Source organism: Planctomycetaceae bacterium, assembly GCA_039680605.1.
Classification (GTDB): domain Bacteria; phylum Planctomycetota; class Phycisphaerae; order SM23-33; family SM23-33; genus JAJFUU01.
On the sequence record JBDKTA010000034.1, the window covers coordinates 131,413 to 153,412 of the forward strand.

At 64.0% G+C, this 22,000-nt stretch carries 18 protein-coding genes; 12 read left to right on the forward strand and 6 right to left on the reverse strand.

All coding sequences use genetic code 11. The features are described 5' to 3' along the window. The first annotated feature begins 148 nt into the window (after positions 1-148). Genes asnB through ABFD92_10635 form a run of 3 tightly spaced genes read left to right on the forward strand, consistent with a single transcriptional unit; the run spans position 149 to position 4,086 of the window. Positions 149-2,056 (forward strand): asparagine synthase (glutamine-hydrolyzing), encoded by a 1,908-nt coding sequence (gene asnB, locus ABFD92_10625; protein MEN6504985.1) that lies wholly within the window; start codon positions 149-151, stop codon positions 2,054-2,056. A gap of 11 nt (positions 2,057-2,067) precedes the next feature. After that, positions 2,068-3,003, forward strand: a complete 936-nt coding sequence (locus ABFD92_10630) for an NAD-dependent epimerase/dehydratase family protein (GenBank protein MEN6504986.1) — start codon at positions 2,068-2,070, stop codon at positions 3,001-3,003. A 42-nt stretch (positions 3,004-3,045) separates the two neighbouring features. Then, complete coding sequence (locus ABFD92_10635) at positions 3,046-4,086, forward strand: NAD-dependent epimerase/dehydratase family protein (protein ID MEN6504987.1); 1,041 nt, start codon at positions 3,046-3,048, stop codon at positions 4,084-4,086. 3 nt (positions 4,087-4,089) lie between these two features. Here the strand turns inward: ABFD92_10635 and wecB are convergent, their stop codons facing one another. Next, the gene (gene wecB / locus ABFD92_10640; protein MEN6504988.1) at positions 4,090-5,202 is read right to left on the reverse strand and encodes a UDP-N-acetylglucosamine 2-epimerase (non-hydrolyzing); all 1,113 of its coding nucleotides are present in this window, start codon (positions 5,200-5,202) and stop codon (positions 4,090-4,092) included. Between the two features lie 160 nt (positions 5,203-5,362). Here wecB and ABFD92_10645 point away from each other — a divergent pair, with 160 nt between their 5' ends. The 4 genes from ABFD92_10645 to ABFD92_10660 all read left to right on the forward strand — a co-directional run bounded on the left by ABFD92_10645 (position 5,363) and on the right by ABFD92_10660 (position 9,299). After that, the gene (locus ABFD92_10645) at positions 5,363-5,611 is read left to right on the forward strand and encodes a type II toxin-antitoxin system Phd/YefM family antitoxin (protein ID MEN6504989.1); all 249 of its coding nucleotides are present in this window, start codon (positions 5,363-5,365) and stop codon (positions 5,609-5,611) included. A 6-nt stretch (positions 5,612-5,617) separates the two neighbouring features. After that, entirely contained in the window at positions 5,618-5,881 is a 264-nt protein-coding gene (locus ABFD92_10650; protein MEN6504990.1) for a type II toxin-antitoxin system RelE/ParE family toxin, read from the forward strand. A 1,353-nt stretch (positions 5,882-7,234) separates the two neighbouring features. Next, positions 7,235-8,521, forward strand: coding sequence for a hypothetical protein (locus ABFD92_10655; protein ID MEN6504991.1), 1,287 nt, complete (start codon positions 7,235-7,237; stop codon positions 8,519-8,521). A 175-nt stretch (positions 8,522-8,696) separates the two neighbouring features. Continuing rightward, positions 8,697-9,299, forward strand: coding sequence for a bifunctional nuclease domain-containing protein (locus ABFD92_10660; protein MEN6504992.1), 603 nt, complete (start codon positions 8,697-8,699; stop codon positions 9,297-9,299). On the opposite strand, the gene ABFD92_10665 is transcribed toward ABFD92_10660, so the two are convergent. Further along, the gene (locus tag ABFD92_10665; protein ID MEN6504993.1) at positions 9,300-10,748 is read right to left on the reverse strand and encodes a hypothetical protein; all 1,449 of its coding nucleotides are present in this window, start codon (positions 10,746-10,748) and stop codon (positions 9,300-9,302) included. A gap of 254 nt (positions 10,749-11,002) precedes the next feature. Here ABFD92_10665 and tyrS point away from each other — a divergent pair, with 254 nt between their 5' ends. Further along, positions 11,003-12,220 (forward strand): tyrosine--tRNA ligase, encoded by a 1,218-nt coding sequence (tyrS, locus tag ABFD92_10670; GenBank protein ID MEN6504994.1) that lies wholly within the window; start codon positions 11,003-11,005, stop codon positions 12,218-12,220. A gap of 19 nt (positions 12,221-12,239) precedes the next feature. Next, complete coding sequence (locus ABFD92_10675; GenBank protein ID MEN6504995.1) at positions 12,240-13,454, forward strand: hypothetical protein; 1,215 nt, start codon at positions 12,240-12,242, stop codon at positions 13,452-13,454. 1,143 nt (positions 13,455-14,597) lie between these two features. On the opposite strand, the gene ABFD92_10680 is transcribed toward ABFD92_10675, so the two are convergent. The 4 genes from ABFD92_10680 to ABFD92_10695 all read right to left on the reverse strand — a co-directional run bounded on the left by ABFD92_10680 (position 14,598) and on the right by ABFD92_10695 (position 19,217). Then, positions 14,598-15,818, reverse strand: a complete 1,221-nt coding sequence (locus ABFD92_10680) for a 6-phosphofructokinase (protein MEN6504996.1) — start codon at positions 15,816-15,818, stop codon at positions 14,598-14,600. A gap of 178 nt (positions 15,819-15,996) precedes the next feature. Beyond that, the gene (accC, locus tag ABFD92_10685) at positions 15,997-17,373 is read right to left on the reverse strand and encodes an acetyl-CoA carboxylase biotin carboxylase subunit (GenBank protein ID MEN6504997.1); all 1,377 of its coding nucleotides are present in this window, start codon (positions 17,371-17,373) and stop codon (positions 15,997-15,999) included. 117 nt (positions 17,374-17,490) lie between these two features. Continuing rightward, positions 17,491-17,952, reverse strand: a complete 462-nt coding sequence (accB, locus tag ABFD92_10690) for an acetyl-CoA carboxylase biotin carboxyl carrier protein (protein ID MEN6504998.1) — start codon at positions 17,950-17,952, stop codon at positions 17,491-17,493. 146 nt (positions 17,953-18,098) lie between these two features. Further along, positions 18,099-19,217 (reverse strand): Xaa-Pro peptidase family protein, encoded by a 1,119-nt coding sequence (locus tag ABFD92_10695; protein MEN6504999.1) that lies wholly within the window; start codon positions 19,215-19,217, stop codon positions 18,099-18,101. 90 nt (positions 19,218-19,307) lie between these two features. Here ABFD92_10695 and ABFD92_10700 point away from each other — a divergent pair, with 90 nt between their 5' ends. From ABFD92_10700 to ABFD92_10710, 3 genes are read left to right on the forward strand one after another with little or no spacing between them, the layout of a single operon-like run. Further along, complete coding sequence (locus ABFD92_10700) at positions 19,308-20,510, forward strand: hypothetical protein (protein MEN6505000.1); 1,203 nt, start codon at positions 19,308-19,310, stop codon at positions 20,508-20,510. Next, complete coding sequence (locus ABFD92_10705) at positions 20,507-20,875, forward strand: hypothetical protein (GenBank protein MEN6505001.1); 369 nt, start codon at positions 20,507-20,509, stop codon at positions 20,873-20,875. The genes ABFD92_10700 and ABFD92_10705 overlap by 4 nt, the downstream gene beginning before the upstream one ends. Further along, the gene (locus ABFD92_10710) at positions 20,875-21,921 is read left to right on the forward strand and encodes an archaemetzincin (GenBank protein ID MEN6505002.1); all 1,047 of its coding nucleotides are present in this window, start codon (positions 20,875-20,877) and stop codon (positions 21,919-21,921) included. The genes ABFD92_10705 and ABFD92_10710 overlap by 1 nt, the downstream gene beginning before the upstream one ends. Positions 21,922-22,000 lie beyond the last annotated feature (79 nt).

The window sequence follows — 22,000 nt, forward strand, 5'->3', positions numbered from 1 at the left end:
AGAGAGGTTTGCAAGAGCCCTGCCTCCCGACGAGGCGATTGACAATCGACTCGGGAGGTCTTATCATCCTTGCCTCTTACGGTCTTCGTCTTTTCGTTCCGCGTGGATCATGTGACGAAGGCATAACACCCTTAAGGCACGGTACATCATGTGTGGCATAGCGGGCATCGTAGACGTGAAGGGGCGGAGGCTGCCACACCTCCACCGCTGCCTTGACGCGATGAACACGCTCCAGCGACACCGGGGGCCTGACGGGGAAGGCATCTGGGAGCATCCGGCCCAGCACGTCGGTTTCGGTCATCGGCGGTTGAGCATCATCGACCTGACGACGGGCGACCAGCCCATGCGCGACGAGGGCGGCAACTGGGTCACCTATAACGGCGAGATCTACAATTACGTCGAGCTGCGGGAAGAGATCGGCCTGGAGCATTTTCGAACCACCAGCGACACCGAGGTCATTCTCCAGGCGTACCGCAAGTGGGGGCAGGACTGCGTCAGCCATTTCCGGGGCATGTTCGCCTTCGCCCTCTGGGACAACGGCAATCAGTCGCTGTTTTGCGCCCGCGACCGGTTCGGCATCAAGCCGTTCTATCATGCCCTCGTCGACGGCGTGTTTTACTTCGCCTCCGAGTGCAAAGCCCTGTTGCCGTTCCTCGACGCCATCGAGACCGACATCGAGGGGCTTCACGACTACCTGAGCTTCCAGTTCTGCCTGGCGGGCAAGACGCTCTTCAAGGGCGTCCAGGAATTGCTGCCCGGGCGCGTGCTGACGATCAGCAACGGCCAGATCCAGTCCCGCAAATACTGGGAAGTACACTACGATCTGGATTTCGAGCATACCGGGGTGTACTTCGAGCGCCAGATCGAGCAGTTGCTGCGCGACTCGGTGCGCGTGCATCTGCGCAGCGACGTCAAAGTAGGCTCCTACGTCAGCGGCGGGCTGGATTCGAGCATCGTGGCGGCCCTGGCATCGGAGATCTACGGCGACCAGTTCATCACCTTCAACGGGCGGTTCGACTGCGGCCCGGAGTACGACGAAAGCCGCTACGCCCAGGAACTGGCCGACCAGCTTCAGTGCCCGCTGCACATCGCCGACATCAACGTGCAGGACTTCCTGGACAACATCCGCAAGGTCATCTACCACCTGGACTTCCCCGTCGCCGGGCCGGGCTCTTTCCCGCAGTACATGGTCTCGCAACTGGCGGCGCGCCATCGCAAGGTGGTCCTGGGCGGCCAGGGCGGCGACGAGATTTTCGGCGGCTACGCGCGGTACATCATCGCGTACTTCGAGCAGTGCATCCGTGCCGCCATCGACGGCACCACGCGCAACGGCAACTTCATCGTCACGTACGAATCGATCATTCCCAACCTGGTGACCCTGAGGCAGTACAAACCGCTGCTGCAGGAGTTCTGGCGCGAGGGGCTCTTCGAGGACATCGACAAGCGATACTTCCGCCTGATCAACCGCGCCAACCTTCTCCAGGAGGAGATCAACTGGTCGGCGCTGGGAAATTATTCTCCGTTCGAGACCTTCCGGAGCATCTTCCACGCCGACAACGTGCGGAAGGAATCGTATTTCGACAGCATGACCCACTTCGACTTCAAGACGCTGCTGCCGGCCCTGCTGCAGGTGGAAGACCGCGTGGGCATGGCGCACGGGCTGGAGACGCGCGTGCCGTTCCTGGACCACGCGCTGGTGGAAATGGCCGCGGCCATGCCCAGCAACATCAAGTTCAAGGACGGCACGCTCAAGCATTCGCTGCGCAACGCCATGGGCTCGCTGCTGCCCGAGGGCATCCGCCAGCGCAAGGACAAGATGGGATTCCCCGTGCCGCTGAGCGACTGGGTCGCCGGCGACGCGCGCGAGTTCGTTCGCGATGTCTTTTCGTGCCGCCCGGCCCTGGAGCGCGGGCTCGTCAATAACAAGAATGTTCTGCAGAACATGGATCGTGAGCCCAAGTTCGGTCGCAAGACTTGGGGACTACTGTGCCTGGAACTCTGGCAGCAGGAGTTCCATGACAAACAGAGCCAGTACAAGAAGCTGGTTTCTGCTTAAGGAGAAGAAACATGAAAGTGCTGATTACGGGTGGCGCGGGATTCGTAGGCTCCAATCTGGCCGACCGGCTGCTGGCGCGGGGCGATGACGTTCTGGTCATCGACAATTACGCCACCGGGCGCCGCGACAACCTCGCCGCGCATCCGCGACTCAAGGTCGTCGAAGGCAGCATCGTCGACGCCGCCCTGCTCGACAGCCTCTTCGACGAGTTCAAGCCCGAGAAGGTCGTTCATGCGGCCGCTTCGTACAAGGACCCCGACAACTGGATCGAGGACATCCGCACCAATATCGAAGGCTCGGCCAACGTCGCCCGCGCCTGCGTGCGCACCGGCGTGTCGCGGATGATCTATTTCCAGACCGCCCTGTGCTACGGGATTACCCCCCTCGAGCAGCCCATCACCCTCAGCCATCCCATCCGCCCCGAGGGCAGTTCCTACGCCTACAGCAAGACCGCCGGCGAGCAGTACATCAACCTCTCGGGCGTCGAGTGCGTCACCTTCCGCCTGGCCAACGCGTACGGCCCGCGGAATATCAGCGGCCCGCTGCCGACGTTCTTCAGCCGCCTGACCACGGGCAAGACCTGCTTCTGCATGGACACCCGGCGCGACTTCATCTACATCCAGGACCTGGTCGATTGCGTGGTGCCCGCCCTGGACGGCAAAGGCCACAAGGGCGCCTACCACATCTCCTCGGGCTCGGATTATTCCATCAAGGAACTTTTCGACGCCACTATCGCCGCCCTGGGCATCAAGCTCGACAAGCCCGTTGAAGTGCGGCCGCGAAATCCCGACGACACGTACACCATCCTGCTGGACCCCTCCAAAACCCAGCAGGACTTCGGATGGAAGGTCAAGACGCCGCTGGAAGCGGGCGTCAAAGCCGCCATCGAATACTACCAGACCTACGGAATCACCCAGACCTTTACGCACTTGAAGCTGCAGAAGTGATGGAATTTCTTTCCCTCAGATTGAGGGCATAAAGGAGTCAACGTGAGCAGCGTTGCAGGCAGCCGTGTTCTAGTCGTGGGCGGGGCGGGGTTCGTCGGGGCCAATCTCGTCAAGGCGCTCTTGGCGAAGTCGGCCCGGCACGTGGTGGCGGTGGACAACCTCCTCTCGGCCGAGCAGGCCAATTTGCCCAAGTCGTCGAAGGTGACCTTCATCAAGGGCTCCATCACCAGCGACAAGGTCCTGGAGTCTCTCAAGGACAACTTCGACTACATGTTCCAACTGGCCACGTACCATGGCAATCAGAACTCGATGGCCGACCCGCTGGCCGACCATGCCAACAACACGCTGACCACGCTGAAATTCTGCGAGCGCGTCAAGAGTTTCAAGAAGATCCGCAAGGTGGTGTATTCGTCGGCCGGCTGCACCGTGGCCGAAAAGACCTACAACGACGCCCAGGCCACGACCGAAGAGTCGCCGGTCTCGCTGTGGATGGACACCCCCTACCAGATGTCGAAGATTATCGGCGAGCTGCATTTCAACTACTACTTCAAGCGGTTCGCCCTGCCGGTGGTCAAGGCGCGTTTCCAGAACGTGTACGGCCCGGGCGAGATTCTCGGCGCGGGCAAGTGGCGAGGCACGCCGGCTACCGTGTGGCGCAACGTCGTGCCGACGTTCGTGTACCGCGCGCTCAAGCAGATGGACCTGCCGGTTGAAAACGGCGGGATCGCCACGCGTGATTTCATCTACGTCGAGGATATTGTCGCCGGCCTCATCGCCTGTGCCGAGCGCGGCACGGCGGGCGAAGTTTACAACGTCGCCAGCGGCATGGAGACGTCGATCCTGGATTTGGCCAACAGCATCAACCGCCTGACGGAAAACCCCACGCCCATCGACTACAAGCCCCCGCGGGACTGGGACCGCAGCGGCAAGCGGTACGGCAGCACCGAAAAGGCCCGCCTGCAGCTTGGCTTCGAGGCCACGGTCCAACTGGAAGAGGGCCTCAAGCGAACCGTCGAGTGGACCCGCGCGAATCTGCCCCTGATCGACAAGTGCATCAACAAGCACCGTAAGCACATGGCCTGAGGCTCAGGCGTTTGCGGGCCCGCCGGCCAGGATCGAGACGATCCGCCCGCTGCTGCGGCCGTCGCCGTAGAGGTCCGCCGGGCGGTCCTGTGGCAGTTCCGCGCCGCGGCTCTCGAAAGACGCCACGGCCTTGAGGATTGCCTCTTCGCTCGCCCCGGCCAGCACGTTGCACCGGGCCTCGACGAGCTCGCTCCATTCGGTTTCGTCGCGCAAGGTCACGCAAGGCACGTCGAACCAGAACGCTTCCTTCTGAACGCCGCCGGAGTCGGTCATGATCATCCGCGCGGCGGCCTCGAGCATCAGCATGTCCAGGTACGGCACCGGGTCGATCAGCCGCACGCCGCAGGCAAGCTGCTCGCCCGCCAGTTTCTGCCTCGTGCGCGGATGCACCGGAAAGATGACCGGCTTGTCCAGTTGAGCGAACGCCCGCAGAATCCCGTTCAGGCGGGCCGGGTCGTCGGTATTCTCCGCCCGGTGTACCGTCGCCAGGTAGAACGACTTGGGCTCAAGCCCCAACCGCGCCAGGATGTCGGACTTGCGGCCGAGTTCGGCGTTGAAGAGCACCGAATCGTACATCACGTCGCCCGTCTTGTGGACGCCCTTGACGATCCCCTCGGCCGCGAGATGACTGACCGCCGCGTCGGTCGGGCAGAACAGCGCGCTGGACAAATGATCGGCGACGACGCGGTTGATCTCCTCAGGCATGCGCCGATTGAAGCTGCGCAGGCCCGCCTCGACGTGAGCGATGGGCACGTGAATCTTCACTGCCGCCAGCGCCGCGGCCAGCGTCGAGTTGGTGTCGCCGTAGATCAGCACCCAGTCGGGTTTCTCGGACAGGATGACCTGTTCGAGCCGGTCGAGCATGACGGCCGTTTGCGCGCCGTGGCTGCCGGAGCCGACGCCCAGGTTCATCGCCGGCTGCGGAATCTGCAGTTCGTCGAAGAAGACCTTGGACATGTTGTCGTCGTAGTGCTGTCCGGTGTGGACGATGCGCTCTTGCAGAACCGCCCCGCCATGCTCGGCGTTATGCGCCGCGATGGCCCTGCTCACAGCCGCCGCCTTAACAAACTGCGGCCGCGCCCCCACAACCGTCAGAATCTTCCGTGCCTGGCTCAAGAATCTTCTCCATAAGAGTCTGCTGCGCAGTTCACCACTTGAGCACGCCCTCGTCAAGGCTTTTCGCTTTTTGCTGGCAGCTAACCACCTGTTTTCAAGCGTTGCTTTAGCTCTTCGCCAAGCGTACAATTTGTAAGATTGGTACAATGGAGGCACTGCGATGACTACCGTGCGAATATCTGAAGCTCGTCAAAATCTGGCCGACCTGGGCAGCCGCGTCGCGCTGCGGGGCGAGCGCGTGGTGGTGGAACGCCACGGCAAGAACCTCTTCGCCCTGGTGCCGATGGAAGACGTGGAACTGCTCGAGCGAATCGAGGACGAAACCGACATCCGCCTGGCGCGCAAGGCCATGAAGGAAAAAGGCCGCAACATCCCGTGGGAGAAGGTCAAGAAGGACTTGGGACTGTAGCGCCGCATGAGCTATCGAATCGAATTTCGGCCGGCCGCTCTGCGGCAGATGCGGCGAATCCCCAAGGTCTTCAAGGCCCGCCTCATGACGGCCATCGCCGCGTTGTCTCATACCCCCCGCCCGCCGGGCAGCGTGCAGCTTGCGGGGCCTGATGACTTCCACCGCATCCGTGTTGGCGACTACCGCGTCATCTACCTGATACACGACCGCGTGCTCCTGATATGTGTCGTCCGCATCGGCCATCGAAGGGATGTCTACCGGGAGCTGTAACTTCGCGATGAAAATGGCAGCATCCTTTATTCGCCTGCCGATTTCTTCTCTTGCGACAGCACATTCTCCAGCGCCGCCGATGCCGGGCCTGGTCTTGCCCTCACGGTCAAGGGAGAATCGATAGACGTACTTCCAGGGCCCAAAGACGTAGTCGCCCGCCTTGGCCCAATCGATGGGCGAAGCTTTGAGGCCGGCAGCTTTATCCCACTCCGCTCGCATCGGCTCAAGCCGCTCAAGTAGTTCGTCCATCGCCTCTCGTGGCCGGCCGCCTTCCGCCAGGGCATCTGTCATCGCCTCCAGCATCGTCCTGATAGACGCGTTCCACGTCGGGTACATCAAGTAGCATTTCTCGCCGCAGTGGACGGTCACCATATATCCGCGACCCAGCTTAAGTCTCACATCCGGCTCCAATTCCCGGAGCGACTCCAGCACACCGGCGCCTGCCATGGCACCGATGAACGCTTTAGTCTGATCTTCTCCCAAGCTGCATGAGACCTTTCCCGGTACGGGCGAGCCCGGCAGGGCTGGCACAGAGCCCTTGTACATGATCACGCTGAGGAATTGGTGCGGCTGGTTCTGGCCGATGTATTGCACTTCGATTCTCGTAGCTCCCAAGCCAATCTGGCCGGCGGTCTTCCAAGTGGGCTGCTTGTCGGCCAGCTTGGCAAGGGTGGCGTCGATGGTGGTGGCGGCTTCGCCTTTGGGTGGGAACAGCGCCCGCAGTTGCAGCAGTTGCCAGTAGACCTGCGCATTGAACGGCAGCGTTCGCTGATACGTCCAGCCGGCCGGGCGGGTCCGGCGTAGGGAGCATGTCGCGGACGGGGCTGGCTGTCATCTTCGACCGGCTCAGCCAACCCGTTGCCACCAGGTGATCGATGATCTTCCCAGCCGCGGCCGCATCGATCTGCGCGGCCGGCCAGTAGGGCGCCCGCTTATCTCGGGCGCCGGTGACCCTCAGCGTCAGGCTGGGATATTCTCCCGCCTTTTGCCGCGCCGGCGGAATGAATCTGATATCCAACTGGAAGGTCTTGAGGTCGCCTTTGAGCAGGGCCGCATTACGCTGGTCCTGGGTTTGGGACTGGGATTGTGCGCCCGCCGCCAGAGCGGCGGCCAACAGAACTGCTGCAGGGTTTATCATTTCATGTCCTTTTGCCTGTTGCCTACGAAGATAGACGCTCCCAAAATGGCGAAGTTCCTGTAATCTGGCGATAAACCGAAGGCTCGGGTGGGGCAACAACCGCGTCGAGCAAGCTCGACCGCTAACGTGTGCTTTGTAAGCTTTGCTGCCGGTTTTGCGTTTTCCACTACAAAGGACCAACTGCCTTGCAACAGATTGATGTGAATACGTCCAGCGTGATAACTGAACTAACGCCGGGCTCGGTGGGCATCAACGTCGACTACCTGCGCGACATGGATTCCAACCGCCCTGCCGCGCGGCCGATTGCTGAGGCGCTGCGGGAGATGGGGGCGGCTTGGCTGCGGTATCCCGGCGGGGGCAAGTCGGACTCGCATCTGTGGTCGACGCCGCCTTGGGATAAACCGCGGCCTCAGATTTACAGGGCCTATGCGGATTGGGCGGTCGGGCATGAGGTGATGGACTTCGACGCCTTCATCGCCCTGTCGCGGCAGGTGGGGGCGGAGCCGTATGTCGTCGTCGGGTGCAAGCGGGCCGGGCCGATCTCGGTCGAGGAGTATTTCGAGAACGCCGTTGAGTGGGTGCGGTACGCCAACGTCAAGAAAGGCTACGGCGTGCGGTACTGGGAGATCGGCAACGAAAACTGGCTCAACGACATCAACAAGCCCGAAGAGATGGCCCCGCTGGTGGTGAGGTTCTCGCGGGCGATGAAGGCCGTCGATCCGACCATCCTCGTCGGCTCAAACGGCTTCAACATGTCCTGGTGGGAGAAGTTCCTGCCCGAGGCCGCGGGCGATCTGGACTTCCTCTCGCTGAGCACCTACCCCTGCAGCACGTGGATGGGCTACGACTACTATCGCACGCACGCCGAGCTGGTGCTGTGCGAGCAGGCGCGAATCGCCTCAGAGGCGATCGACAAGCACGCCCCGCCGGCTGACCGGCAGCGGCTTTTCGTGGCCGCCGTCGAGCTCAACTCGATGGACTACGCCACGGGCGGCTGGCCCAACCGCAACAACCTCGGCCACGCGATCGTGACGGCTGAGATCATCGGCCAACTGCTTCAGACGCCGCGGGTGCGCCTGGCGATGCTGTGGAACACGCGCTGGGTCGAACCCGAGCCCGAGACGATCTGGTACGGCCTGGGCAAGAGCAACGAGCTGCTGCCCGCCGGCCGCGCCGTGGCGGTCTGGGGGCAATTCCTGCACGACACGTTCGTGGCGTGCAGCCGCACCGACACGATCGTGACCTTCGCCAGCCTCTGCCAGAGCAGCGGCAAGCTCAGCGTGTGGCTGATCAACAAGGATCTCTCGCCGGCGCAGGTGTCGCTGAAGATCGAAGGTCCGCGGCGGTACTCGCAGGCGCGGCGATGGTGCTTTCACGGCCAGGGGCCCGACGACATGCACCCGGTATGGGACGGTGACGACGCCGCCGCGACAGTCGAAGGCGGCCATATCGAAGCGCTGACCTTGCCCGGTCCGTCGATGACGGTGCTGGCGCTGGAATGACGCAGCCGGGCGTTGGCCCCCGGGTGCCATGGCGGCCGTTTCAGAGCCGCCATGTCCCTGAGGCTTGCTCGCAAGCATGGCGGCTGAAAGACGGCCGCCATGGCACCCGGGTTCTCAGGCGTCACAAGGAGCTACCTATCGTGCCGAGGGCATCGCGACTATAATAAGTGGAGCCATGGATATCCCCGTAGAACTGTCGCGTATTTTGATCACCGAGCTGGGCGACCAGCAGGTGATATTCCTGCGCGAGAAGAGCGGCGATCGCAGCTTCCCGATCCTCATCGGCACCAACGAGGCCCTGGCGATCGACCGGCGGCTCAAGGGGCAGCTGACGCCGCGGCCGATGACGCACGACCTGCTGGCGACGGTGATTGACGTCATGGGCGGGCGGCTGGAGCGCATCGTCATCAACGACATACGCGACCACACGTTCATCGCCACGATCTACATCGCCCAGGGCGAAAAGACGATCGAGGTCGACGCCAGGCCCTCCGACGCGATCGCGCTGGGGACGGCCCAGGACACGCCGATCTTTGTTTCGCAGCACGTGCTGGACAACGTCACCAACGGTCCGCCGACCAAGAACGAGCGCCTCGAACTGCTCCGCCACCGCCTGGCGGCGCTCGAACAGGCCATCGGCGAAGTGACCGAGCGTCTCAACGACAACGACTTCATCTCGCAGGCCCCCGCCGACGTCATCAGCCAACTCGACACGCAATTGGAAGAAATGCGCCGAGAACACGACGCGATCGACCGGGTGCTGAAGAAACTCGGCTGACTATTTCAGCGGAAATATTCCCAGCGACACCACCAGTCCGCGCGGCGTGTAGTAGTGCGCGGCGAAGCTGCTCTCGGTGATGCTGCTGAGGGTCAGACCGTAATAGTTGCCGTTGCGGGCGTCGACGAGTTCCTGGCGGGTGGGACCGGCCTGCTTGGCGTTCTGCGGTTGATCGAAGTGGCCGACGAACCGGCAGAGGCAGTCGGTGGCGTCGTCGAGCATTCGCTGGGTGGGCACGTAGGCCTGGTCGTTCTCGCCGGACATCCGGTCGGGTGCGTAGATCCGGGCCGAGGCCATGCCGTTTTCGTAGATCACCAGGCCGCCCCACTGGCTTCGCTTATCGGTGCGGTCGCCCATGGCCAGGGCGCCGATGGCCCGCTGCATTCCCGGACGGTTGAGCATCTCATCGAGCAGAAACAGGTTCCACGCGTCGGCAATGCTGAGCCGGTCCGAGACCGCCGTGAACCCGCTGGAGCCGCTGACCGCCCCGCCGACGACATGGGTTCGTCCCATAAAGCTCTTGCCCACTTTGGCGACCAGGTCCAGCCGCCCCTGCGTAGCGGTTCGGAGCGGGTCGCTGCCCAGGCGCGTCAGCAGGTGCAGGTCGCGGATATTGAAGACGTACATCTCGTTGCGCTGCCAGAGCTGGAAGAGCCTCTCGGTGTCCGGCAGGCGCTTGCGCTGCACCTGCTGGGCCTGGACGATGGCCAGGAACTCCGGCCCGTCGGCAGGAATGTAATTGAAGCGGTCCAGGAAGAGCTGCAGCGCCGCCATCGCCGGGTCCTGGGCCGGCGTCTGCTCGATCCGCGTGCGCAGCTCCTGGCCGCTCAGGCGGCGGCTGAGGAGCTTGATAGCCGACCCCTTGGCCCGGAATCCCGGCGTGTTGATGCCGTCCAGCAGGGCCTGGGCCCAGGGCTTCTTCGAGGTGCTCTCGACGACGCGGCGGTAGCGGTTCTCGTCGACGCCGGAGACGGCGGGCAGCTCGGCCCAGAACTTCAGGATGCCCTCGAAGACCTGCGAATTGGGGTTTCGCTCGAGGTATCCCATCGCCGCCTCGCGAAGGCGGTCGTTGACGGCCAGCACCGGCCAGTGCTTCATGAGCGTTTCGCCCAGTCCCGGCGCGTCGCGGCGGAGGAGGAAGGTCAGAGCCCCTTCGCGCAGGGCGTCGGGGGCCTTGGTGTCGCCGAGCAGTTCGCCGATGGCTTCGCGGACCTGCGGTTCGCCGCCGCCGAGGGTGTCGGCCAGCTTGAGCGATTCGATTCGCTTGTCGGTGGGCAGGGAGTTGTCCAGCGCCCGCTGGAGGTTGTACTGCACGACCACAAAACGCGGATATGACGTGCGCGGGTCGCGGCTGCGCAGGGCATAGTCGGCGCTGCTGGCCGGCGGTGCGGCGATCTGCTCTTCGCACCCGGCGGCAACGGCCGCCAATATCAATAAGACACGCGTCATGCGCATCGTCACACTTTACCGCTCCGCAAGGCGATTGGGAAGAGGGAGCGCGCAGCGGATCAGGATGGATGATTGGATGGATGGATGGATGGATGGATGGATGGATGGATGGATGATTGGATGGGTGGATGATTGGATGGGTGGATGGATGGATAATCGTCCTCGTCCTCGTCCTCGTCGTCGGTTGTTTCTTTGTTTCTGTTGCTACCACACGGGATTGCAGTACATCGCCAATCAAGATAAACTCTTGCCCCATGGCAACGCTCACAGACGCACAGGTCCAGGATCAGGCAAACGCCCTCGTACGCGGATGCGAGGCGGTCTATACGCGCCCGGAATTGGTGCAGCGTCTGACCGCGGCCGCGGCGGGCGGTCGGCAAATGCGCGTCAAGCTGGGCATGGACCCGACGGCCCCGGATATCCACCTCGGTCACACCGTCGTGCTGCGGAAGATGCGCCAGTTCCAGGACCTCGGTCACAAGGCCGTGCTGATCATCGGCGACTACACCGCCCGCATCGGCGACCCGACGGGCGTCAACACCACCCGCCCGATGCTCTCGCCCGAGCAGATCGAGATCAACGCCCGCACGTACCTCGACCAGGCCGGAAGGATCCTCGACACCCGCCCCGAGCGCCTGGAAATGCGGTACAACGGCGAATGGCTGGCCAAGATGACCTTTGCCGACGTGATCGCCCTGGCCGCCAAGAAGACCGTCGCGCAGATGCTCCAGCGCGAGAGCTTCAAGAAGCGCCTCGACGCCGACCAGGACGTCTACATGCAGGAGTTCCTCTACCCGCTGATGCAGGGGTATGACTCGGTGGTGATCGAGGCCGACGTCGAACTCGGCGGCACGGACCAGACGTTCAACAACCTCGTGGGGCGCGACCTGCAGAAGGCCTACGGCCAACCGCAGCAGCTTGTCATGATCATGCCGATCCTGGTCGGGCTCGACGGCGTCGAAAAAATGAGCAAGTCCAAGGGCAACTACATCGCCGTCACCGACAGCCCCAAGGACATGTTCGGCAAGGTGATGAGCATTCCCGACGCGCTCATGGCCAACTATTTCACGCTGCTGACGGACCTGCCCGCCGACGAGATCAAGACCGCCACCGACGCGGCTGTCACGCACCCCCGCGCCGCCAAGGCCCAGCTCGGGCGCATGATCGTGGCGCAGTACTACGACGCCCAGGCCGCCCAGGCCGCCAGCGACGAGTTCGACCGCGTCTTCGCCCAGAAGGACGTTCCGACCGAGATGCCGTCCGTCGAGGTGACCGGACCGGGCACGATCCTCGACCTGGTCATGAAAGCCGGTTTCGCCACCGGCACCAGCGAGGCGCGGCGGCTGCTCAAGCAAGGCGCCGTCAGCATCGACGCCGTGAAGTTCGCGCAGTTCGACGAGATCGTCGATCCCAAAGACGGCGCCGTTCTCAAGGTCGGCAAGCGATCCTTCGCACGCATCGCCCGCCGCTGATAACGTCCCCGAGGCATCCATGACATCCAAAGACGTGACGATTCTTCGCGAGCTGGCGCGGCAGTATGCAGCCGTCTGCGCCGATCCCGTCCAGGACGAGCGGCGCAGGCTCTGGGCGGACCATAACAGCCTCATCAGAACGCGGCCGCTGATCTACGTGCGGGCCATTGTCGAGGTGCCGCAGGTCGACACGCTGCTGTGCCAGGACCCCTTCTACCGCGGGTACGAGCACTACCTGCGACACCGCCTGTACTGGGCGTCGCTGGGCGACGACTGGCCGCACGAACCGTGGATCACCGTCCAGGCCGTCCACAAATGCTGGGGATGGGGCCTGTCCGGCCAGCGCCACGTCAGCGGCGAGGCCGGCGGGTCGTGGAAGGTGGACTACCCCATCAAGGCCCTGAGGGACGTCGAGAAGCTCCAGCCGCCCCGCCATGAGATCGACGAAGCCGCCACCGCCGCGGCCGCAACGCGACTGCGCGAAGCCATCGGCGACATCCTGACGATCAACATCGACCGCGGACCGGCGTTTCGCATGTGGTCTGCCGACATCTCCACCGACCTGGGGTACCTGCGCGGGATCGAGAACGTCATGCTCGACATGATGGACAACCCGCGGTGGCTGCACGAACTCTGCGCGTTCATGCGCGACGGCATCTTACGAACGCACGAGCAGGCCGAGGCCGCCGGCGACTGGGGCCTGTGCGACCACGAGAACCAGGCGGTGCCCTATGCCTGCGAACTGCCCGCCCCGGCCGCCAACGTCAACGGCGTGCGCCGCGGCGACCTGTGGGGCTACATGGCCGCCCAGGAGATGACGCTGATCAGCCCGGCGATGCACGAGGAATTCATCCTGCAGTACCAGTTGCCGATCATGAAGGCCTTCGGCCTGACGGCGTACGGTTGCTGCGAGAACCTCACCCACAAGATCGACATGCTGCGGCAGGTGCCCAACCTCCGCCGCATCGCGGTGGCGCCGGTGGCCGACGTGAAGCGCTGCGCCGAGCAGATCGGCACCGACTACGTCATCTCCTACCGCCCCAACCCCGCGCAGATGGTGTGCGTGGGGTTCGAGCCCGACAAGGTCCGCAAGATCATCCGCGAGGCGATGGAGATCTGCCGCGGCCTGCACGTCGACATCACCCTCAAGGACGTCCAGACCGTCGAGCACCAGCCCGAGCGATATCCCCAGTGGGTAAAGCTCGTCCGCGAAATTGCCGATGAGTTCGCGTGACGGGTCGGAGTCGGGGAAGAAACTTACCACAGAGGCACAGAGGACTTTACATAATTCCTCCTTCATGAGTTTTGGCCCCGGAGGGGCCTTCGTGTTTAGCCCAGGGCGCCGGGCGAGCGAAGCGAGCCCAAGCCCTGGGAATGATGCGTAGATTCAATGAGCCCCGGAGGGGCGGCCGTGACGATGGCAGGCAATTCCGTCCGCCCCGCCAGAAGCCGGGGAATATGCGACACAGAGACGCAGAGAAGACAGAGAAAAACAATTGCTCTGAAGAGGAAGACTGAAGAAGCCCTTCCCGTTACTGTTTTCTCTGCGCCTGAGGATTTTGCATAATTCATCCTTTATGGGTTTTGGCCCCGGAGGGGGCCTTCGTTCTTAGCCCAGGGCGCCGGGCGAGCGAAGCGAGCCCAAGCCCTGGGAATGATGCGTAGATTCAATGAGCCCCGGAGGGGCGGCCGTGACGATGGCACGACAATTCCGTCCGCCCCTCCGGGGCTCGATGCGAGGGGATCCGGACCCAGGGCTTGGCCTGAAGTCTGCCGTCGCAGCCTTCAGTCCTGCGCCCTGGGCTAAAAACGATTTGCCCCTACGGGGCAATGCAGCCCGCTGAAGTTATGCAACATCCTCAGGCACACAGGCTGAGATAAACAGAATCTGAGCCTGAGGATTTTGCATAATCACGCGGCGAGGTCCCTCTTTCGTCCGAAGGACGAATATTCGTCAGCCCAGGGCACAGCGCAGCGCCGCACTGGGGAATCATCGCCCCAATGTGTCTTGAGCCCTGAAAGGGCGGAACATCATCGTGTGCCGCCCTTTCAGGGCTTGATCCGTTGGGCGACCTGAACCCAGGGCTGCGTCACTCGCTTCGCCTCGTGACTGCGCCCTGGGCTGACGAATTGCAGGCCTTCGGCCCGCATGCCAAGAGTTCGCCTGCTCTAGCCCGTAAATTGCATGAACCGCAGAGATCGCAGAGTACGCAGAGAAGCAAATGGCTCACAACAATACCATCTAACGTCGCCGTCGACCTTAATCCGAAAAAACAGACTGTCCATGCGGCCCGCCTCCGCAGTTTTCTGCAAGTCGCGTCCTTCTAAACACCTCTGCGGCCTCTGCGATCTCCGCGGTGAAATATCTGGGCTAGGGCTAGACCAGCCGTCCGATCGTCGGCAGGGGGCCGACCAGGGGCTTGGCGTACTGGATGAACGCGTCGGTCACGCCGTTGCCGGCCTTGTTGATGTACTGGCGGGGCATGTCCTTGGTCAGGCGGGCGACGTCCTTGATGTCGGCTCGCTCATAGCTGATCCGATACGCCGGTCCCTTGGCCCGCACCATCACCACCGAGCCCTGCTTTTCGCCGGCGAGGGCGAACTGCACGGCCTTGCGGCCGCACATGCGGGCCTCGTCGGCGTCGACCTCGCTGGCGATGCCGGGGAAGCTGCGCTGCAGGTATCCGAAGGTGTCGGAGCGAACGCGGAGCTTTCCGAACTGGTCCTTGAGCTTGCTCTTGAGGTAGTCGCTCAGGAAGTCGCCCAGGATGCCCGTGCCGGAAAGCTGCACGTTGCCGTGCGTGTCTTTCTCGAGCTGGATGTTCATCTCCGCGGCCAGCTTGACGGCGATGGGGGTCTCGTGCTCGTCGACGATGCCCTCGGAGACGGCGATCTGGCAGCGGCCGAGCTTGGCGTAGACCTTTCGCACGTCCTCGACGAATTTCTCGGTGATGAAGGGCACTTCCGGCACGTAGATCAGGTGCGGGCCTTCGCTTTCGTCCTGCCGACCCAGCGCGGCGGCGGCGGTGAGCCATCCGGCGTTGCGCCCCATGACGACGTTGATCTTGAGGCCCGGAAGAGCGGCCGAGTCGCGGTCGTCGCCCATGAACGCGCAGGCGACGAACTTGGCGGCCGATCCGTAGCCGGGGCAGTGGTCGGTGACGCGCAGGTCGTTGTCGATGGTCTTGGGAATGTGGAACGCCTGGAGGTCGTAGTTGTCAGCCGCGGCCATTTCCGAGACGATGCGGGCGGTATCGGCCGAGTCGTTGCCGCCGATGTAGAAGAAGTACCGCACGTCGTACTTGGCGAAGACGCCGAAGATCTTGCGGCAGTATTCCTCGTCGGGCTTGTCGCGGCTGGAGCCCAGCGCGGCGGCGGGGGTCTGGGCGACTTTCTCGAGCAGGGCCTTGCCGGCTTTCTTCAGGTCGATGAAGTCTTCCTTAACGATGCCCTTGACGCCGTGATGGGCGCCGAGGATCTTGCCGATCTTGTTCGAGGCCTTGAGAGCCTCGACGGCCCCGACGAGCGACTGGTTGATGACGACGGTCGGCCCGCCGGATTGTCCGATAACGACGTTGCCCTTGGTTGTCTTGGCCATTGCTTGCTCCCTGTGGCATGGGCGTCTCGCCCATGCTCCCTGTGTGGCATGGGCGTCTCGCCCATGCTCCCTGACGTTTCTTTCCAACCTGCACGGGCGAGACGCCCGTGCCACCTAAGAGCACGGGCGAGACGCCCGTGCCACCGAAGACCGCGGACGGGACGTCCGCTACACGGTCCTATTTCTCAGCCGGCGGGGCGACTTTGGCCGGGCCGGGCAGCAGGTCGCGCTCGATCATCTGCGTGTCCCACTGGCCGCGGGCGAACTTCTCGTGCGAGAGAATCTTGCGGCACAGCGGCACGGTGGTCTTGGTCGGGTGGATGGCGAACTCTTCCAGCGCCCGCTGGGCGGTGGCGATCGCCTCGACCCGCGTCGGGCGATGCACGATCAGCTTGCCGATGAGGCTGTCGTACGTGGGCGGGATCGTGTACCCCTGGTACACGTGCGAATCCCACCGCACGCCGTAGCCGCCCGGGGCCACGAACGCCTCCACCGGTCCGGGGCTGGGACGGAAGTTCAGGTCCGGATCCTCGGCGTTGATGCGGCACTCGATGCTCGTGCCCGTCTGCGCCAGATCCTTCTGCTTGAACGGCAGCGTCTCGCCGGCCGCCACCCGAATCTGCCACTTCACCAGGTCCACGCCGGTGACCATTTCGGTGATGGGGTGCTCGACCTGGATGCGGGCATTGACTTCGAGGAAGTAGAACTTGTTGTTGCTGTCGAGCATGAACTCGACCGTTCCGGCGTTGTAGTAGCCGCACTCTTTGGCCAGGCGCACAGCCGAGGAGCAGACCTCCTGGCGCAGCTCTTCGCTGAGGCCGGGGGCGGGGGTTTCCTCGATGAGCTTCTGGTTGCGCCGCTGGACGGAGCAGTCGCGTTCGAAGAGGTGTACGACGTTTCCGGCCATGTCGCCGAGGATCTGAACTTCGATGTGGCGGAAGTTCTGAATGCATTTTTCCATGTACAGGCGGCCGTCCTTGAAGGCGATCTCGGCTTCGGACTGTGCCTGCTTGAAGCTGCCGCGCAGGGAGGCTTCGTTGTGGGCGAACCGGATGCCGCGTCCGCCGCCGCCGGCGGCGGCCTTGATGGCCACGGGGTATCCGATCTTCGCGGCGATCTTGACGGCATCGTCGACCGATTCGATGGCGCCTTCGCTGTCGGGGGTGGTCGGGACGCGTGCGACTTTGGCCATTTCCTTGGCGCGGATCTTGTCGCCGACGCCGCGCATGGCCTCGATGCTCGGGCCGATGAACTCGATCTTGCAGTCGCGGCAGATCTGGGCGAAGTGGGCGTTTTCGGCGAGGAACCCGTACCCGGGGTGGATGGCGTCGACGTCGGCGATCTCGGCGGCGGCGATGATCCGCGGGATGTTGAGGTAGCTCTGGGCCGAGGGCCCTTCGCCGATGCAGATGCGGTCGTCGGCCAGGTGCAGGTAGCTGGCGTTGCGGTCGGCCTCGGAGAAGACAGCCACCGTCTCGATGCCCATCTCCTTGCAGGCGCGGATCACACGCAAGGCCACCTCACCGCGATTGGCTATCAACACTCGTGAGAACACTCAGGTCTCCTGACTTTCAATTCACCGCAGAGATCGCAGAGACCGCAGAGGAAGACAATTCATGAATCCCCGTCTCTTATTCTTCTCTGCGTCCTTTGCGTCCTCTGCGGTGAGAATTTACGGTTTGACGCGGAAGAGCACCTGCCCGAACTCGACGGGCTGGGCGTTCTTGACGCAGATTTCGACGACCGTGCCGCTGCATTCGGCCTTGATTTCGTTCATGACCTTCATCGCCTCGATGATGCAGGCGACGGAGCTGTCGCTGACGGCGGTGCCGATCTTGATGTAGGCCTCGCTGTCGGGGCTGGGGGCGGCGTAGAAGGTGCCCACCATCGGGCTCTTGATCTCGATGAGATTGCTCACCGGGGCCTTGGGGGCCTCGGCCGGCGCGGCCGGGGCGGCAGCGGCCTGCGCGGTCGCGGCGCCCATCATGGCCATCGGCGCCGGCGCAGCCATCTGGACCGCGCCGGTGGGTCCGCGGCGCAGTCGCACCTTGGCTTCGCCGTCGGCGATATCCAGCTCGCTCAGGTCGTTCTCCACCATCAGGTGGACCAGCAACTTGATCTGTTTGATATCCATGATTCTTCCCTGTGGGCACGGGCGTCTTGCCCATGCGCCGTGTGGCATGGGCGTCTCGCCCATGCTCCCTTGTGGCATGGGCGTCTCGCCCATGTTCCCTGACGTTTCTTCTCAACCTGCACGAGCGAGGCGCCCGCGCCTCACAGTTACTTCAGCACCATCGCCGAAGCCTGCACTGAAAGCGTGCTGAGCTTGCGGCATCCGCCGCGGGTGACCAGCACGTCATCTTCGATCCGAACCCCGCCCACGCCGGGCAGATAGATTCCCGGCTCGACCGTCACGACCATCCCGGCTTTGAGCCGCGGGCGGTACAACCGCGCCAGCCGCGGGGCCTCATGCACCTCCCGGCCGAGCCCATGGCCCAGCGAGTGTACAAACTGCGGCCCGTAGCCCGCCGCCTCGATGACGGCGCGTGCGGCCTCATCGACGCTGCTGCAGGAGACGCCGGCTTTGATCGCCGCGATTCCGGCGGCTTGAGCCTGGCGGACCACCTCGTAAATCTCCTGCAGTTTCGGCGGGATTTTATCGACGAACAGCACCCGCGTCAAGTCGCTGCAGTAGCCCCCTGTCATCGCGCCGAAGTCGATCAGCACCGCGTCGCCGCTGCGAACGCGCGTGGCGCCCGGGCGGTAGTGCGGCAGCGAGGCGTGGGCGTTGACAGCCACGATCGTGGGAAACGCCGCCGCGTCGGCGCCCTCGCGGCGCATCAGGTATTCCAGCTCGGCGGCAATCTCCCGCTCGCTGCGCCCGATAAGGCTCTTTCGCCCCCCTGCCGTCAGCCGCTCAAATGCCCGCTCGGCGATCACGATGGCCTTGCGGATAATCCGCACTTCCTGGGCATCTTTGACCTGCCGCAGTTCCTCGACGATCTCGCCCAGCGGCTTGATTGGCCTGGGAGCAAGGGTCTTCTCCAGCGCCGCCCGCCCGGCCATGGTCATGTGGGCGGCCTGAACGCCCAGGCTTCGCACGCCGCGGCCTTTAAGCACCTCGGCCGTCGCGGCCGCCAGGCCGACCTTGCGGACGTGGACGCCCAGCCCCGGGCACTCGTCGGCCGCCTGCTCGCCAAACCGCCCGTCGGTGATCAGGCACCCCCACCGCGGCCCCACGACCAGCCACGAATCCTCGCCGCCAAAGCCGCTCAGATACGCCACATCCTCAGGCCGCGTGATCAGCATCGCCGCGGCGCCGCCCTTGCGGACCCTGGCCATCAGCCGCGTTCGCCGCTGCCGCAGCATCGCCGCCGGCGTGTCTTTTCGTGTGCCCATAGACGCGCCAGCATAGTCCCAAGGGGCGTCCGTGGCAATAACCTGCCCCAAGCCATTGCCCACCGTCGCCGGCGGGATTACAATCCCGCCGTGGACTCTCCCATACGCAAAACGCCCTTCACCGGCCGCAACTTCCTGCTGACGATCATTACCCTTCCCCTGGCCGCGCTGCTGTGGCTGCCTTGCATGCACCTGCTCTTGAGGCCGACAGCGGGCGAACTCGACCGCCCGCCGGGGCCGATGGCCAACGGCATGCTGGAATATCATCTGAACCTGTGGACCGATCCGGCTTCGCGCGAGAAGGAAGTCGCGGCCATCCGCCGCAGCAACGCCGAGTGGGACTTCATGGCCCGCAGCTACTTCGTCTGGGCGATGGGCAACGCCGCCCTGCGCGATCCGGCGCTGGCCCCGCGAGTGCTGCCGATCATGGACCTGATCATCGACCAGACCGTCGATCTCGAAAAGAAAGAGGGCATCTACGTCTTCCTCATGCCCTACGCCCGCAGTTCGCCCTGGATCATGCACCCCCCGCGCAGCCTCTTCCTCGACGGCGAGATCGCCCTGATGATGGGCCTGCGCCGCATGGTGCAGGAAAAGCCCCAGTACCGCACCGCCATGAAGGAACGCATCGAGCACATCCTCGACCGCATGGGCCGCGGCAGGGTGCTCTGCGCCGAAAGCTATCCAGACGAATGCTGGATGTTCTGCAACACGGTGTCCCTGGCGGCCGTGCGCGTGGGCGATTACCTCGACGGCACCAATCATCAGCCGTTCCTGACCCGCTGGGTGCAGATGGCCCGCGAAAAGCTCGTCGACAAGAAGACCGGCCTGCTGATTTCCAGCTTCGGCGTGGACGGCCGGTCCAAGGACGGGCCGGAAGGCTCGAGCATCTGGATGGCGATCCACTGCCTCGATCTCATCGACCGCGACTTCGCCCGCGACCAGTACGCCCGCGCCAAGAGCGAGCTCTTCCGCACCACCGCCGGCTTCGGGCACGCCCGCGAATGGCCGCTGTCGTGGCCGGGGCCTCAGGACATCGACTCCGGGCACGTCCTTCCGGGCGTGGACCTCTCGGCCAGTTCCAGCGGGCTGGCGATGATCGCCGCGGCCACCTGCGGCGATCGCGAAACGCTGGGCTCGCTGCTGACAACGCTGAACCTCGGCGGGTTCGGCTCGACCACGAACGGGCGCCTCAAGTTCCACGCCAGCAACACCGTCGGCGACGCCGTGGTGCTCTACGCGCTGACGCTCGGTCCGGCGTGGGAGAAGATCCGCCAGGGAGGACGCCCATGAACCCCCTGCTGCGTTATCTGGGCGCCGGCGCCCGCCTGCTCCGCTCGTCTCTGCTGACGCCGGCGGGCAAACTGGTGGCCGCGGCGCTGCTGGCGGCGGCCTACCTTGTGCTCCACCTGGCGGGCTTTAGCGAGCACGTGGGCCTTGTGATGGGCACCGCGCATGGTGGCGCGCACCTGGGGCGGGCGACCATTTTCTTAACAGCGGCCTACATGCTGCTGTACCTGGGCTTCATGGTGATCAGCCCGATCCTGGTGATTTCGGCCCTGCTGCAAGCCGCCGTCAATTTCGGCTGGGACTGGGGCCTGGAGACGCGCCAGGCCGGCGAGGCAGAAGAGACCGCGCCGAGTACGCTCGAACGGTAATGGAAAATGCCTTTGGGGTGACCAACGTGAACACCGGTAAACATTGGGCGGTATGGTTCATCATGCTGACGGTGACTCTGGGGGCGGTCGCCGTCATGGTGGCCGTCAAAGCGCACCGACTTGATGGGACGGCGGCCTCTTTGCCGGCGGCCACAAACGCCCGGCCGACGCCCTCACCGACCTCGCGGCCAATCCCGCAGAGCCGCCCCTCGCCGCCCCCTACCGCTGCTCAGCTCAAGAAGATGATTCCGCTGCTGGAACCGCTGTTTGAAAAGATGGGCAAGCCCAAGCCGGGCGAGTGGCTCGACCGATTCAAAGAGCCCGGGCAGACGTTCGACGAGTACCTGCGATGCAACCCCGTTCTGCCCCGCGGCCGGCGCAGCGTGCTATACATTCAGCCACTGGGCGACTTCACGGCCGGACAGCGCCGCGTGGTCGAGTTGACCGGTCAATTCAGCGGGTTGTACTTCAACCTGCCGGTGACGTTCAGCAAGGACCTGCCGCTTTCGGTGATTCCAGCCAAGGCCCAGCGCGTGCATCCGTCATGGGGCGACCGCCAGGTCCTCAGCACCTACGTGCTCGATCCGGTTCTGGCGACGCGGCTGCCGCAAGATGCCGCCGCCTACATCGCCTTCACCGCCAGCGACCTGTGGCCGGGCGAGGGGTGGAACTTCGTTTTCGGCCAGGCGTCGCTGAGCCAGCGCGTCGGCGTGTGGTCGATCTACCGCAATGGAGACGCCGACAAAGACCAAAGCTTCCGCCTGTGTCTGCTGCGAACGATGAAAACGGCAGTGCATGAAAGCGGCCACATGTTCTCGATCCTGCACTGCACGGCATACTACTGCTGCATGAGCGGCTGTAACAATCAGCAGGAATCCGACGCCCACCCGCTGGCCCTGTGCCCGCAGTGCCTGGCCAAAGTCTGCTGGGCCACCCAGACCTGGCCGGGACCGCGGTACAAGGCGCTGGCGGATTTCTGCCGCGCCAACGGATTGAAGGAACAGGCAGACTTCTACGACAAGTGCCGCTTGGCCGTGGCGAAATGACTTATGGAGTGCGGCAGCCTTAGCTGCCGCTTTCAGAGTTGTCGGGCTGCGGAAACTGCAAAAGCGGCAGCTAAGGCTG

What these genes read in the sequence shown, in the direction of transcription:
- ABFD92_10660 (MEN6504992.1), top strand. Translation starts at nt 8,697, where the DNA reads ATGGATATCCCCGTAGAACTGTCGCGTATTTTGATCACCGAGCTGGGC.
- ABFD92_10645 (MEN6504989.1), top strand. Translation starts at nt 5,363, where the DNA reads ATGACTACCGTGCGAATATCTGAAGCTCGTCAAAATCTGGCCGACCTG.
- ABFD92_10695 (MEN6504999.1), bottom strand. Translation starts at nt 19,217, where the DNA reads ATGGGCACACGAAAAGACACGCCGGCGGCGATGCTGCGGCAGCGGCGA.
- asnB (MEN6504985.1), top strand. Translation starts at nt 149, where the DNA reads ATGTGTGGCATAGCGGGCATCGTAGACGTGAAGGGGCGGAGGCTGCCA.
- ABFD92_10680 (MEN6504996.1), bottom strand. Translation starts at nt 15,818, where the DNA reads ATGGCCAAGACAACCAAGGGCAACGTCGTTATCGGACAATCCGGCGGG.
- ABFD92_10705 (MEN6505001.1), top strand. Translation starts at nt 20,507, where the DNA reads ATGAACCCCCTGCTGCGTTATCTGGGCGCCGGCGCCCGCCTGCTCCGC.
- tyrS (MEN6504994.1), top strand. Translation starts at nt 11,003, where the DNA reads ATGGCAACGCTCACAGACGCACAGGTCCAGGATCAGGCAAACGCCCTC.
- ABFD92_10665 (MEN6504993.1), bottom strand. Translation starts at nt 10,748, where the DNA reads ATGACGCGTGTCTTATTGATATTGGCGGCCGTTGCCGCCGGGTGCGAA.
- ABFD92_10650 (MEN6504990.1), top strand. Translation starts at nt 5,618, where the DNA reads ATGAGCTATCGAATCGAATTTCGGCCGGCCGCTCTGCGGCAGATGCGG.
- ABFD92_10630 (MEN6504986.1), top strand. Translation starts at nt 2,068, where the DNA reads ATGAAAGTGCTGATTACGGGTGGCGCGGGATTCGTAGGCTCCAATCTG.
- ABFD92_10710 (MEN6505002.1), top strand. Translation starts at nt 20,875, where the DNA reads ATGGAAAATGCCTTTGGGGTGACCAACGTGAACACCGGTAAACATTGG.
- ABFD92_10675 (MEN6504995.1), top strand. Translation starts at nt 12,240, where the DNA reads ATGACATCCAAAGACGTGACGATTCTTCGCGAGCTGGCGCGGCAGTAT.
- accB (MEN6504998.1), bottom strand. Translation starts at nt 17,952, where the DNA reads ATGGATATCAAACAGATCAAGTTGCTGGTCCACCTGATGGTGGAGAAC.